Source organism: Nocardioides epinepheli (genome assembly GCF_037936805.1).
Classification (GTDB): Bacteria; Actinomycetota; Actinomycetes; order Propionibacteriales; family Nocardioidaceae; genus Nocardioides.
In genome coordinates this window covers 3,915-17,544 of record NZ_JBBMMC010000021.1, presented here as the reverse complement: position 1 = coordinate 17,544, position 13,630 = coordinate 3,915, and the positions used below count along the sequence as shown (strand labels likewise).

11 protein-coding genes are annotated in these 13,630 nt (G+C 68.8%); 7 read left to right on the top strand and 4 right to left on the bottom strand.

Annotation, left to right across the window (positions count from 1 at the left end; translation table 11 throughout):
• Window positions 1–84 precede the first annotated feature (84 nt).
• Both WMR31_RS20865 and rarD read right to left on the bottom strand, forming a co-directional pair.
• Entirely contained in the window at window positions 85–288 is a 204-nt protein-coding gene (locus tag WMR31_RS20865; RefSeq protein ID WP_340540831.1) for a hypothetical protein, read from the bottom strand.
• 120 nt (window positions 289–408) lie between these two features.
• Window positions 409–996, bottom strand: a complete 588-nt coding sequence (gene rarD / locus WMR31_RS20860) for an EamA family transporter RarD (RefSeq protein WP_340540830.1) — start codon at window positions 994–996, stop codon at window positions 409–411.
• A 172-nt stretch (window positions 997–1,168) separates the two neighbouring features.
• On the opposite strand from rarD, the gene WMR31_RS20855 reads away from it, so the two are divergent.
• On the top strand, window positions 1,169–1,639 hold the full coding sequence (locus WMR31_RS20855; RefSeq protein WP_340540828.1) for a hypothetical protein: 471 nt from the start codon (window positions 1,169–1,171) through the stop codon (window positions 1,637–1,639).
• 34 nt (window positions 1,640–1,673) lie between these two features.
• Here WMR31_RS20855 and WMR31_RS20850 read toward each other — a convergent pair whose 3' ends face one another.
• Window positions 1,674–2,789, bottom strand: a complete 1,116-nt coding sequence (locus tag WMR31_RS20850; protein WP_445321662.1) for a 2-oxoacid:ferredoxin oxidoreductase subunit beta — start codon at window positions 2,787–2,789, stop codon at window positions 1,674–1,676.
• Complete coding sequence (locus tag WMR31_RS20845) at window positions 2,786–4,801, bottom strand: 2-oxoacid:acceptor oxidoreductase subunit alpha (RefSeq protein WP_445321661.1); 2,016 nt, start codon at window positions 4,799–4,801, stop codon at window positions 2,786–2,788. The genes WMR31_RS20850 and WMR31_RS20845 overlap by 4 nt, the downstream gene beginning before the upstream one ends.
• Window positions 4,802–5,042: 241 nt before the next feature.
• On the opposite strand from WMR31_RS20845, the gene WMR31_RS20840 reads away from it, so the two are divergent.
• From WMR31_RS20840 to WMR31_RS20815, 6 genes are all read left to right on the top strand, one after another.
• On the top strand, window positions 5,043–6,071 hold the full coding sequence (locus WMR31_RS20840; protein ID WP_340540825.1) for an extracellular solute-binding protein: 1,029 nt from the start codon (window positions 5,043–5,045) through the stop codon (window positions 6,069–6,071).
• On the top strand, window positions 6,068–6,919 hold the full coding sequence (gene cysT / locus WMR31_RS20835; protein ID WP_340540823.1) for a sulfate ABC transporter permease subunit CysT: 852 nt from the start codon (window positions 6,068–6,070) through the stop codon (window positions 6,917–6,919). The genes WMR31_RS20840 and cysT overlap by 4 nt, the downstream gene beginning before the upstream one ends.
• A complete protein-coding gene (locus WMR31_RS20830) occupies window positions 6,912–7,763 on the top strand; it encodes a sulfate ABC transporter permease (RefSeq protein ID WP_340540821.1) in 852 nt (283 codons plus the stop codon). Before cysT ends, WMR31_RS20830 begins: the two co-directional genes overlap by 8 nt.
• The gene (locus tag WMR31_RS20825; protein ID WP_340540820.1) at window positions 7,760–8,734 is read left to right on the top strand and encodes a sulfate/molybdate ABC transporter ATP-binding protein; all 975 of its coding nucleotides are present in this window, start codon (window positions 7,760–7,762) and stop codon (window positions 8,732–8,734) included. Before WMR31_RS20830 ends, WMR31_RS20825 begins: the two co-directional genes overlap by 4 nt.
• Window positions 8,735–8,833: 99 nt before the next feature.
• Window positions 8,834–9,778: a peptidoglycan-binding protein gene (locus WMR31_RS20820; protein ID WP_340540819.1), complete on the top strand. Its 945-nt coding sequence runs from the start codon at window positions 8,834–8,836 to the stop codon at window positions 9,776–9,778.
• Between the two features lie 265 nt (window positions 9,779–10,043).
• A partial coding sequence (locus WMR31_RS20815) for a CshA/CshB family fibrillar adhesin-related protein (protein ID WP_340540818.1) occupies window positions 10,044–13,630 on the top strand: 3,587 nt, incomplete at its 3' end.

Sequence of the window (13,630 nt, the reverse complement as noted above, 5' to 3'; positions counted from 1 at the left end):
ACCCGTCAGCCATAGCGGACGGGTCAGCGCGAATCGGACGGTGACCCGTCAGCTATAGCGGACGGGTCAGCGTGAATTGGGGGATCAGGCGGCGGCGGTGGCCTCGGCGGTGAGGGCCAGCTGGCGGCGGCGGTGGCGGAGGGCCTCGATGGTGAAGACCACCAGCGCCGCCCAGACGAGGAGGAAGCCGATCCACCGGACGCCGGTCATCTGCTCGTCGAAGACCACCAGCCCGAGCACGAACTGCAGGCAGGGCGCGAGGTACTGGAGCAGGCCGAGCGAGACCATCGAGACGCGGGTCGCCGCGGCTCCGAAGCAGATGAGCGGGACCGCGGTGACGATGCCGGTGGTCGTGAGCAGCAGGGCGTGTCCGATGCCCTCGGCGCCGAAGTGGGCCGCGCCCTGGACTCACAAGACGACCAGGAAGATCAGCGCGAACGGCGCGAGGGCGACGGTCTCGAAGGTGATGCTCTCCACGGCTCCGACGTTCGCCGACTTCTTCGCCAGGCCGTAGGTGCCGAAGGAGAACGCGAGCACCAGCGCGATCCAGGGCGGCCGGCCGTAGTCCCAGGCGAGCACGCACACCGCCACGAATCCGACGGCGAGGGCACACCACTGCATCGGACGAAGTCGCTCCCGCAGGATCAGGACGCCCATCAGCACCGTCACCAACGGATTGATGAAGTAGCCGAGGGAGGTCTCCACGACGCGGTCGGTGGTGACGCCGTAGATGTAGGTGACCCAGTTGACCGTGATCGTCATGGCCGCGACGAGCAGCAGGGCAGTGACGCGTCGGTCGGCCCACAGGGCGCGGAAGGCCGCCCCCTTGTGGAGGACGACGACGAGCACACCCATCACGACGGCCGACCACACGATCCGGTGGGCCAGGATCTCGGCCGGGCTCGCGGGCTCGAGCAGCGGCCAGTACAGCGGGAACAGCCCCCACATGACGTACGCCGCCACCCCGAAGGTCAGCCCGCGGCGCTGGTCACTCATCGCAGAAGCCTACTGGGACCGGCCCCCGCGCACTCCGGATGTTCGCGCCCGCTTCACGTGGTGGACGGCGAGCCGGGCGCGCAGCACACTAGGCTCCCACCACGTTCAGGGTTCTGAGGTCGTGCAGGTGCGAGATCGCGAACCCAGGTCTGATTCCTCGAGGAGTAACCACATGCGCCGTCCCCACCTCGCCACGGCATTCTTCGCGCTGCTCGTCCTCACGATGCTCTCGTCCTTCGCCCCGGCCGTGTCGGCTCCGTCGTCGAATCCCGGAAGCGACCCCGGGTTCGCTCGAGCCGGCGAGACCGACGAGTACACGATCACCTCGCGCGTGGTGAAGCGCAGGCTGCCCAAGGGGGGCAAGGGACTCTTCTTCGTGGGATCGGTCGAGCCCAGCCAGGGGCCGGTCTACATCCAGCGCGCCACGAAGTGCAACAAGGAGACCAACACCTGCAACTTCAAGTTCTACAAGCGGAAGTACCTGAAGAACGGACGCTACGAGGCGCGGATCGAAGCCCCGCCGAAGCTGCGCGGCTGGATGTGGCGTGCGCGCGTCGGCAACAGCTACAGCGACCAGTGGGTCACCTGCACCAAGACCGACCGCCAGGTCGAGCAGAACAAGAACTGCAAGATCCCGTTCTGACCCCGGGCCCGGCGGCACGGCACCAGGGCGCGCCCTAGACGACGGTCCAGGTGTCCCCGCTGTTGATGAGGCTGGTCAGCCGACCGGCCTGGTCGTCCTCCTCGTCGAGCGCGACCTCCTGGGCCGAGGCGATCTGGGCTCGGGCCTGGTCGTCGTAGGTGGGTCGGGTGACCTGGCGGAAGATCCCGATGGGGGTCTGGTCGAGGTAACCGAGCTCGGTGAGCCGGGAGATCGCGAAGGCGGTCGACGGGTCGGGGTTGTGGGCGTCGTGGACCAGGACGTCGGCGGCGTCGACGTCGGCGGTGGCCACGACCTTCACGCCGCCGGTGTCGGGGTCGCGCACGAGCGCCTTGGTGCCGGTGCCCGACTCGTCGGGGGCGCCGAAGGTGATGGGCTCGCCGTGGGCGAGCGGGATGATGGCGTCGTCCTTGGTGTCGCGGTCCTTGATGGCGTCGAAGGCGCCGTCGTTGAAGATGGGGCAGTTCTGGTAGATCTCGACCAGGCTGGTGCCGCGGTGCGCGGCGGCTGCGGCGAGCACGCTGGTGAGGTGCTTGCGGTCGGAGTCGATGGTGCGGGCCACGAAGGTGGCCTCGGCGCCCAGGGCGAGGGAGACGGGGTTGAAGGGGTGGTCCAGGGAGCCCATGGGGGTGGACTTGGTGATCTTCCCGGCCTCGCTGGTGGGGGAGTACTGGCCCTTGGTGAGGCCGTAGATCCGGTTGTTGAACAGCAGGATGGTCATGTTCACGTTGCGGCGCAGGGCGTGGATGAGGTGGTTGCCGCCGATGGACAGGGCGTCGCCGTCGCCGGTGACGACCCACACCGAGAGGTCCTCGCGGGCGGTGGCCAGGCCGGTGGCGATGGAGGGTGCGCGGCCGTGGATGGAGTGCATCCCGTAGGTGTCGAGGTAGTAGGGGAATCGCGAGGAGCAGCCGATGCCGGAGATGAACACGATGTTCTCCCGGCGCAGCCCGAGGTCGGGCAGGAAGGACTGCACGGCCTTGAGGACGGCGTAGTCGCCGCAGCCGGGGCACCAGCGGACCTCCTGGTCGGAGGAGAAGTCCTTCCCGGTCTGGGGGGTCTGGCCGGTGTAGGCGGGCACCGTCTCGGTGCCGGTGCGCAGGCCGGGTGCGGGCAGGTCTGTGGTGCTCACGACGCGTCCTCCTTCTGGGTTGCGGCCTGGGTTGCGGCGTTGGTGGGGTTCCCGTGGCTGCCGAGGTCGACGTCGATGCCCTCGGCCTCGGCGACCAGGTTGCCGATGGCCTCGGCGAGGTCGGCGGCCTTGAGGGGAAGGCCGCGGACCTGGTTGTAACCGGTGGCGTCGACCAGGTACTTGGCGCGGATCAGCATCGAGAGCTGGCCGAGGTTCATCTCCGGCACCAGGATCTTGTCGTAGCGCGACAGGATCTCGCCGAGGTCGTTCGGGAACGGGTTGAGGTGGCGCAGGTGGACCTGCGCGACGTCGTAGCCGGCCTTGCGCACGCGGCGGCAGCCGGCGCCGATGGGCCCGTACGTCGAGCCCCACCCGAGGACCAGGACCTTGGCCTGGCCGGAGGGGTCGTCGACCTCGAGCGGCGGGAGTGAGTCGGCGATCCGGTCGATCTTGGCCTGGCGGGTGCGGACCATGAGGTCGTGGTTGGCCGGGTCGTAGGAGATGTTGCCGTGGCCCTCGCCCTTCTCCAGGCCGCCGATGCGGTGCTCGAGACCGGGGGTGCCGGGGATGGCCCAGGGGCGGGCGAGGGTCTCCTCGTCGCGCAGGTAGGGCCAGAAGTCGGTCGGCTCGCCGTTCTCGTCGGCGCCGTGGTTCTTGGCGATGGCGAAGGCGGGGTCGATGGCCGGGAGGTCCTCGACGTCGGGGATCCGCCAGGGCTCGGAGCCGTTGGCCAGGTAGCCGTCGGAGAGCAGCATCACCGGCGTGCGGTAGGTGACCGCGATCCGCACGGCCTCGACGGCGGCGGCGAAGCAGTCGCCGGGAGACTGGGGCGCGATGATCGGGACCGGCGCCTCGCCGTTGCGCCCGAACATGGCCTGGAGCAGGTCGGCCTGCTCGGTCTTGGTGGGCAGACCGGTCGAGGGGCCGCCGCGCTGGACGTCGACCACGACCAGCGGAAGCTCCGTCATCACCGCCAGCCCGATGGCCTCGGACTTCAACGCGATGCCCGGTCCGGAGGTGGTCGTCACCCCCAGTGCACCACCGAAGGACGCGCCGATCGCGGCACCGACACCGGCGATCTCGTCCTCGGCCTGGAACGTGGTCACGCCGAAGGCCTTGTGCTTGGACAGCTCGTGGAGGATGTCGGAGGCGGGCGTGATCGGGTAGGAGCCCAGCAGCAGGGGGAGTCCGGAGCGCACCCCGCCGGCGATCAGGCCGTAGGACAGGGCCAGGTTGCCGGTGATGTTGCGGTAGGTGCCCGGCGGCATCGTGGCCGGCTTGATCTCGTACTGCACCACGAACGCCTCGGTGGTCTCACCGAAGTTCCACCCGGTCTTGAAGGCGGTGATGTTCGCATCGCGGATGTCGGGGACCTTGGCGAAGCGTCGGGACAAGAACTCGACGGTGGACTCGGTGGGACGGCCGTACATCCACGACAACAACCCCAACGCGAACATGTTCTTGGCCCGGGCGGCGTCCTTGCGCGACAGGCCGTACTCCTTGACCGCGGCCACGGTCATCCCGGTCAGGTCGACCGGATGCACCTGGTACTCGGCCAGCACGTCACCCGGCTCGCCCAGCAGGTCCAGCGGGTTGACGTCGTAGCCGGCCTTGTCGAGGTTGCGCTTGGTGAAGTCGTGGGTATCCACGATCACCGTCGCACCGGCCCGGAGATCACCCAGGTTCGCCTTCAACGCCGCCGGGTTCATCGCGACCAGCACGTCTGGCGCATCGCCCGCGGTCAGGATGTCGTGATCGGCGAAGTGGACCTGGAACGAGGAGACCCCCGGCAGGGTCCCCTGGGGCGCCCGGATCTCGGCCGGGAAGTTCGGCAACGTCACCAGGTCATTGCCGAACACCGCCGACTCCTGGGTGAACCGATCCCCGGTCAACTGCATCCCGTCACCGGAATCACCCGCGAACCGGATCACCACGCGGTCGAGCTGCTTGACCTGCTTCGACACCTGTCCCACCTTCATCGACGGCGTGCGGAACGGCCCCGCACCCGACATACCACGATAGTCGGCTCAGCGTCGTTCTTTGATTCTGCTCCCTTCGTGGACCCCTGCCACGACGTGATCCTCACCACGTCCGCGGCGTGCGTCAGGCGTGATTCCGCGACGCCGGGGGAGCGGCGTCACGAAATCGCCGTCTCATCTGGCGTGTTCGACTCGCGTAACTTTCATATGTCACCTAATCTGGTCGAGTTACGTGAAACGCGTCAGATGACGCCACCGAGAGAGCAGGACAGCAATGAAGAGGACGTTCAAGGTTGCGGCAGTCGTGGCTGCCGGGGTGCTGGCCTTGACCGGATGCAGCTCGGCATCGGGTGGAGGAGACAGCGACCAGGAGACGGTCAACATCGTGGGCTTCGCGGTCCCCGAGGCCGCCAACAAGGCCATCGCAGAGCAGTGGAACAAGACCGAGGAGGGCAAGGACGTCCGCGTCTCGGGCTCCTACGGCGCCTCCGGTGACCAGAGCCGCAAGGTCGTCGACACCGACGGCAAGGACGTCGACTACGTCCACTTCTCCCTCGAGCCCGACATGACCCGCCTCGTCGACGCCGGACTCGTGGCCGATGACTGGAACGCGGGGGAGAACAAGGGGATCGTCTCCAGCTCGATCGCGGTCATCGTGGTGCCTGAGGGCAACCCGCTCGGGATCAAGGACTGGTCCGACCTGACCCGCGACGACGTCAAGATCGTCACCGCCGACCCCGCCAGCTCGGGCGCGGCCAAGTGGAACGTGCTGGCGCTGTACACCTACGCCATCAACTCCGGCATGAGCGAGGCGGAGGCCGACAAGTACCTCACCGACGTCTTCTCGCACGTCACCAGCTGGGCCGCCAGCGGTCGCGAGGCCACCGAGGCGTTCCAGAAGGGCGTCGGCAACGTGCTGATCACCTATGAGAACGAGGCGATCCTCGCCAAGCAGCAGGGCGAGAAGCTCGACTACATCGTGCCCGACCACTCCTTCCTCATCGAGAACCCCGGCGCCATCCTCGAGGACGCCAGCCCCCAGGCCGCGGACTGGCTCGCCTACGTCGAGAGCGAGGCCGGGCAGACCGAGTTCGTCAAGAAGGGCTTCCGCCCCGTGGGCTTCGACATCACCGGTGTCGAGGTCGAGGGCGCCAACGACCCGTCGAACCCGTTCCCGGTCCCCAGTGACCTGAGCACGGCGGCCGACCTCGGCGGCTGGGACGCGATCAACGAGGAGTGGTTCGGCTCCGACGGCGAGGTCCTCCGGTTCAACAAGCTGTACGACGCAGCAACGAAGCGGTGAGTGACACCCTCGTACAGCCCACTGGGCCGGCGCGTTCCAAGCGCCGGCCCAGTGGCGGCCTGTTCAGCCTGACTCCCACGTCGGGCCTGGGCCTCGGCATCGCGCTGGTGTGGTTCAGCATCCTGGTGATGCTGCCGCTCGCGGCCGTCGTCGGGGTCACCGTCGAAGGCGGCTGGGGCCCCTTCTGGGGCACCCTCACCGACCCCCAGACCTTCGCCGCCCTGCGGCTCACCGTCGTCCAGGCGCTGCTGGTCACCGCGGTGAACGTCGTGGTCGGCACGATCATCGCCTGGGTGCTGGTCCGCGACCAGTTCTTCGGCAAGCGGATCATCGACGTGATCATCGACATCCCGTTCGCGCTGCCGACGATCGTCGCGGGTCTGGTGCTGCTGAGCCTGTACGGCCCGGAGAGCCCGGTCGGCATCAACATCGTGAACACGCGCACGGGCATCTTCGTCGCGCTCCTGTTCGTGACGCTGCCGTTCGTCGTCCGCACCGTGCAGCCGGTGCTCATCGAGCTCGACGCCGACGTCGACGAGGCCGCCGCGTCGCTCGGGGCCTCCCGCTTCACGACGTTCCGCCGCATCATCCTGCCGAGCCTGGTGCCGGCCATCGCCGCGGGCGCCTCGCTCGGCTTCGCGCGCGCGATCAGCGAGTTCGGCTCCCTGGTGCTCATCTCGGGCAACACGCCCTACAAGACCGAGGTCGCCTCGCTGAAGATCCTCAAGTTCCTCGAGGGTGACAACCAGACCGGCGCCGCGGCTGTGGCAGTCCTCCTGCTCCTGGTGGCCGTGGTCGTGATCGTCGCGCTCGACCTCATCTCGAGAAGGGTGGCGCGCCGTGGCTGACACCTCCACCATCCGCCGTCGCAAGGGGCCGGTCACCTACCTGCTCCGCGCGTTCGTCATCACCTACCTGTTCGTGCTGGTCGTCTGGCCGCTCAGCGAGGTCGTGCGACGCACGTTCGCGCCGGTCGGAGACTCCGCCGCCGGCGGCTTCGGCGCCTTCGTCGAGCGCCTGCAGGACCCGGCGGTCACCTACGCCTTCGGGCTGACGCTCACGGTCGCCTTCTGGGCCGTCGTCATCAACACCGTGTTCGGGGTCGGGATCTCGCTGCTCATCGTGCGCTACCGGTTCCCCGGGCGTCGCATCCTCTCGGTGCTGATCGACCTGCCGATGTCGGTCTCGCCCGTCGTCGTCGGTCTCGCGCTGGTGCTGGCCTACAGCAGCGGCTCGGGCTGGTTCGGCCAGCGCCTGGAGTCCGCGGGCCTGTTCATCATCGGCAGCACCCCGGGCCTGATCATGGCCACGGCGTTCGTGAGCCTGCCGCTGGTGATCCGCGAGGTCGTGCCGGTGCTCGAGGAGATCGGCACCGACGCCGAGCTGGCAGCCAGCAGCCTCGGCGCCAGCGGGTGGCAGACCTTCCGCCGCATCACGCTGCCCAGCATCAAGTGGGCCATCGTCTACGGCGTCGTGCTCAGCATGGCCCGCTCGCTCGGGGAGTTCGGGGCGGTCAAGATCGTCAGTCCCGGCGCGGAGTTCCGCGGCGAGACGGCGACCCTGCTCATCCAGAACCGTTACAACAACTACGACGAGTCGACCGCCTACGCCGCCGCGTTCGTGCTGGTGCTTGCCTCGGTGCTCGCACTGATCGTCGTCTCACTCATTCGCAAGCCGGAGGACCAGTCGTGAGCATCGAAGTACGTGGAGTCAACAAGAGCTACGGCGACTTCGTCGCCCTCGAGGACATCAACGTGTCCATCCCGACCGGGCAGCTGACCGCCCTGCTCGGGCCCAGTGGTGGTGGGAAGTCGACGCTGCTGCGCATCATCGCGGGGCTGGAGTCCTCCGACAGCGGGACGGTCGAGATCGCCGGCCGCGAGGCCACGCACCTGCCGCCGCAGAAGCGCAACGTCGGCTTCGTGTTCCAGCACTATGCGGTGTTCAAGCACATGTCGGTGGCCAAGAACGTCGCCTTCGGCCTGGAGATCCGCAAGCGGCCCAAGGCGGAGGTCAAGGCGAAGGTCGCCGAGCTCCTCAAGCTGGTGCACCTCTCCCAGTTCGAGAACCGGCTCCCGGGCCAGCTCTCGGGTGGCCAGCGGCAGCGGCTCGCACTGGCGCGAGCGCTGGCCGTCGAGCCGAACGTCCTCCTGCTCGACGAGCCGTTCGGTGCGTTGGATGCGAAGGTCCGCAAGGAGCTGCGCGACTGGCTGCGCCGACTGCACGACGAGGTGCACGTGACCACCGTGTTCGTGACCCACGACCAGGAGGAGGCCATGGAGGTCTCCGACGAGATCGTGGTGATCAACGAGGGCCGGGTCGAGCAGATCGGCTCGCCGGACGACCTCTACGACGCGCCGGCCAACCCGTTCGTGATGGGCTTCCTGGGCGAGGTCACGCACCTCGGTGGGCAGACGCTGCGCCCGCACGACATCGACGTCGCCCTCGACCCGCTCGCCAAGGGCGCGATCTCCGGCACGATCACCCGGATGCTCCGGGTCGGCTTCGAGGTCCGTCTCACCGTCGCCACCGACGACGGCGCCGACGTCCTGGTCGTCCTGACCCGCACCCACGCCCGGTCCCTCGACCTCGCCGAGGGTGCCCGGGTGTGGCTGAGCCCGGTCGCGGGCGCCACCTCGGTGCGTTCGATGGTCGCGGTCTGACGTTCTCGGGTCGCGGCCGAGCGAGGGGAATCCCCCTCGCTCAGCCTCGTCCCCGACCGTAGAGTCGTGGACCGTCCTCGACACCTCGGGAGTGGCCCCATGACAGCTCCGGCTCTGCGCCGTCGCACGTTCCTCGGACTCTCGGCGGCGCTGGGTGCCGGCATCGCGGTCGGGGCCGCGGTCTCCCCGGCGGCGGCGGCCGGCGCCGCCTGGTCGAACCCGGTACTCGGACCTACGCCGACCACCTACTCCGGGCACCTCGGGTGGGACATCCCGTCCGGACCGAAGACGCCGGTGTATGCCGCTGCCGACGGCACGGTCGTCGGTGTCTACAACGGCTGCTACCGCGGACACAAGGTCGCGCACATCATCGCGGGCCGGACGGGCAACGGCGTCTGGCTCAAGCACGCTGACGGCCGCTACAGCTACTACGGCCACCTCACCGTGGCCGCCGTCGCGCTGGGACAGGTGGTCTCGCGTGGTCAGTACGTCGGCTCGGTAGGCAACACCGGCAACACGCTCGGGCCCACCGGGAACCACCTGCACTTCGAGATCCACTGGGGGCCGGCGGCCAGCCAGAAGATCGATGCCAAGGCCTTCCTCGCCGCGCAGGGCGTACGGCTCGCCTCGAGCACCCCGGTCGGGTCGACCGGCTTCCCGAGCATCTCCCAGGGCGCCTCGGGCGGCACGGTGAAGGTCCTCCAACGCCTGCTGAACGGCGAGGGCCGCAGCCTCCTCGCCGACGGCGGGTTCGGGGCCGTCACCACGACCGCGGTCCGGGCCGTTCAGGGCATCAAGGGGCTCGTGGCCGACGGGCTGGTCGGTGACTATTCCTGGGCCGCGTTCACCCAGCGGCTGGTGAGCGGGGCCTCCGGCGCCAAGGTCGGCGCCCTCCAGGAGGCGCTCAACAACCACGGAGCCGGCCTCCTGGTCGACGGCGGCTTCGGGGGCGTGACGCGCACGGCGGTCGCGAGCTTCCAGTCGCGGTCGGGTCTCGTCGCCGACGGCGTGGTGGGTCCCGTTACCTGGAGCGCGTTGATCTGATCGGAGCCCCCGCTGCGCTCGGAGCGAACGGTCGAGTCGTGACCGACCTCACCCGCGGGTCGCGTTGAAAACTGATGAAAACCCGTTACTCCCGATACGATTCCGGTTCGCCTGTGCTAGGTGCGGCAGGCGCGAGAATGTACTACTTGGGGGTAGTTGAATGCGTGCGCTGCGTGGTGCGGGACTGATCCTGTGCCTCATCGTGACGGGCTTGGTCGTGGGACTGGGCTCGCAGGTTGTCGTCCCAGCCCCAGCATCTGCTGCCGTGGCCACTGGGGGATCCGGCCGGTTCAAGCCGATGATCCAGTGGATGACGTGGGGTGACCCCAACGACCGGATCCAGCCCGGCTCCACTCTCACCAAGTCCGTCGACACGGTGATCGCCGGGCAGACGCTGCGCACGACCTGCACGATCAGCAACATCCGCGGCGACGTCCTGCACCCGTACAAGTCGGGCACGTGGCGGGCCGACGGCTTCGACAACCTCTACAACATCGGCGGGACCGACGGCGCCAACCAGCTCGTCGCCGGTCTCGCCAACGTCAACAACACCGGCACCACCGTCTTCGACTTCAACTGCTCGGCGACCCTGTCGGGGCAGCCCTTCGACCTCACCGGTCTGGTGATGGCCGACGCCGAGTCCTCCAGCGTGGAGGAGCACGTCGGGGCCACGCCGGTCCCGTCCGGTACCGACCCTGTCACCTGGCGGATCATCGACCGGGTCCGCGGCCCGCAGTGCACCGTCGAGGCCACCGCGTGGCGCAGCGCGACGACCAACAGGCTGGAGCTCTACGGCTCGCCGGCCGACACCTGTGAGGCCGCCGGCGCAACCAACCTGTGGCCCGCACCGAGTGCCGTCGCCTTCATGGAGAACGCCACGTCGGCCAAGGACGTCATCGTCAAGGGTCGCGGCTACAGCGCCATCGCTCTCGGTGTCGCGCTCCAGGTCGACTTCGGTGACGCGCCGGCCAGCTACGGTGCGGCCTCCTCCGCGCTGCAGTACAACTTCACCGGAGGAACGGTGAACGCCGCCACCGGACTGCCGCCCTCCCAGGGAGGCACCGACCGCGGGCAGCCGTTGTTCTCCAACTTCAATCTCGCCAACATCGCGCAGCCGACCCAGCGTCTGGGTAACACCGTCGACCCGGAGGTCACCTCGCCGGTGAGCGCAGACGCGCGCGGCGACGACATCACCGGCGACCCTCTGTTCGGGCCGAACGCCGACGAGGACGCGCTGAGCCTGGGCCAACCCGCGGGAACGCCGACCACACTGGTCCTCAAACCCGGTGCGACCTACACGCTTGCCCAGAACGTGCCCTTCCAGGGCGCCGGCAAGGTGGCGGCGTGGCTCGACCTCAACGCCAATGGCACCTTCGAGGCCGGCGAGCAGTCCAACACGCTCACCACCAGCGGCGGGCGGCTCACGTGGACGGTCCCCAGCACGCTGCCCCCTGGCACCACGACGACGATCCTGCGACTCCGGATGGTCGGACCGACCGACACCCTCGCTCCCACCGGCCTGTCTCTGGCCGGCGAGGTCGAGGACTACCAGGTCCGCATCGCCAGTGCTCCCAAGCTCACCGTCGTCAAGCAGGTCAACGGTCGTAGCGATGCCAGCGACCAGTTCACGATCTCCGCGACCGGACCTGCGATGCAGCCGGGCACGTACACGGCGACGACGACCGGCACCAACACCAGCGCGACGATCCCCGCCACCTACCTCAACGAGAACGCCTCGTTCTCGATCTCCGACCAGATGGCGCCCGGGTCGGCCAGCCCGCTGTCCGACTACGACGCCACGATCTCCTGCGTCGATCGCGCCAACGGCAACGCCGCCGTCTCCATGACGGCGGGTGCTGCCGGGTCCTGGACCCGCGCGGCTGGACTCTTGCCCAACCAGGACGTCGTGTGCACCGTCACCAACACGCAGCGACCCGACGCCCTCGACGTCAGCAAGTCCTACGTCAGCACGTCGGGCCCGACGGCGTCGGGCGACTACACCGCCCGCTACCAGGTCACCGTCGCCAACACCGGCCGCGCGACGACCTACGGTTCGCTGGTCGACACCCCGCAGTTCTCGCCCGAGCTCGTCGTCAACGGCGCCAGCTGGACCGCCACCGCGAGCGCCGGGCAGGCGCCGGCCGCCGGTTCGGGCAACGGAGCGGGACCCTTCACGCTGACTGGTGCCGGCACACCGATCGCCCGCAATGCCACGCACACGTACACCGTCGACGTCACCTTCCACTACCGCGGCACCGCCGGCGCCGCACCGTGCAGCGGCACTGGCACCGGTCTCTACAACGCCGCCTCGCTGCCCGCCGGGCAGGAGGCGGGCCCGTCGGGCAACAACAGTGCCTGCTCGGCTCCCCCCGCGGTGCCCACCCGGAGCCTCGGTCTGGTCAAGGAGATCTCCGGCCTGATCGTCGACACCAACGGCAACAACCGCGACGACGTCGGCGACGTCGTGAACTACAAGTTCACCGTCACCAACAACTCCCAGGTCACCCTCACTGGCATCAAGGTCGACGACCCGCTGATCGGTGCGGTCACCTGCGTAGCGACCACGCTGGCGCCCGGTGCCTCGACCACGTGCACCGGCAGCTACTCCCTCAAGCAGGGCGACGTCGACGCCGGCCGCGTCGTCAACAACGCCAAGGCCACCGGCACCGGTCCGGTGGGTGACACCGTCACGAGCAACACAGCCACCGCCACGGTCCTCCTCACGCCCAAGCCCTTGCTCACCCTCGACAAGGTCGTCGATCACATCGACGACGTCGACGGCTCCGGCCTGGTCGACGCCGGCGACCGCATCCACTACCGATTCACGGTCACCAACACCGGCAACGTGACCCTCGACCCGGTGCGCATCACCGACCCCAAGCTGACCGGCCTCACCTGCACCCCGACGCGGCTCGGGCCCGGCGGAGTGGCTACGTGCACGGCCAACCCGTATGTGATCACCACGGCCGACGAGACGGCAGAGGAGGTCGTGAACACCGCGACCGCCCACGGCACCCCGCCCACGGGCGCCGACGTCACGGCCACCGACAGCACGACCACCGAGGTCGGCACGCCCGCTCCTGCGATCGACCTGAAGAAGACTGTTGCCGGGATCGCCGACACCAATGGCTCGGGTCTGACCGATGCGGGTGACGAGATCACCTACACCTTCACGGTGACCAACACCGGGAACGTGCCGTTGTCGCAGGTGCAGGTGAACGACCCGCTACTGGGTGCGGTGACGTGTACGCCGACGTCGTTGGGCCTCGGCGGGGTCGCCACCTGCACGGCCGACCCGTATGTGATCAAGCAGTCCGACCAGGGCGGCAATGTGGTCAACACCGCGACCGCTACGGGCAAGCCGCCGTCAGGCCCCAACGTGACCGACACCGACTCGACGAGCACGCGGGTGGATACGCCGGCGCCGTCGATCGAGCTGGACAAGTCCGTCTCCGCGATCGACGACGTCGACGGCTCGGGTGTGACCGATGCGGGCGACGAGATCACCTACTCCTTCACCGTCACCAACACCGGCAACGTGCCGCTGAGCTCGGTGCGGGTCGATGACCCGAAGCTGACGAACGTGGTGTGCACTCCGACCACGCTGGCGCCCGGCGCAGTGGCCAACTGCACGGCCGACCCGTATGTGGTCACCGCAGCTGATGAGGCCGCCGGCACCGTGGTGAACACCGCGACCGCGCACGGCACCCCGCCGGCGGGTCCGGGTGTTCCGGCCGAGGTGACTGACACGGATACCACCACGACGCCGATCGATACTCCGTCGATCGCGTTGGACAAGCAGGTCGCCTCGATCGAGGACACGAACGACTCGGGTCTGGTCGATGCGGGTGA

Bases quoted from the DNA above. Each gene is read 5' to 3' on its own strand.
- WMR31_RS20865 (WP_340540831.1), bottom strand. From the start codon at position 288: ATGGTCTCGCTCGGCCTGCTCCAGTACCTCGCGCCCTGCCTGCAGTTC.
- rarD (WP_340540830.1), bottom strand. From the start codon at position 996: ATGAGTGACCAGCGCCGCGGGCTGACCTTCGGGGTGGCGGCGTACGTC.
- WMR31_RS20855 (WP_340540828.1), top strand. From the start codon at position 1,169: ATGCGCCGTCCCCACCTCGCCACGGCATTCTTCGCGCTGCTCGTCCTC.
- WMR31_RS20845 (WP_445321661.1), bottom strand. From the start codon at position 4,801: ATGTCGGGTGCGGGGCCGTTCCGCACGCCGTCGATGAAGGTGGGACAG.
- WMR31_RS20840 (WP_340540825.1), top strand. From the start codon at position 5,043: ATGAAGAGGACGTTCAAGGTTGCGGCAGTCGTGGCTGCCGGGGTGCTG.
- WMR31_RS20820 (WP_340540819.1), top strand. From the start codon at position 8,834: ATGACAGCTCCGGCTCTGCGCCGTCGCACGTTCCTCGGACTCTCGGCG.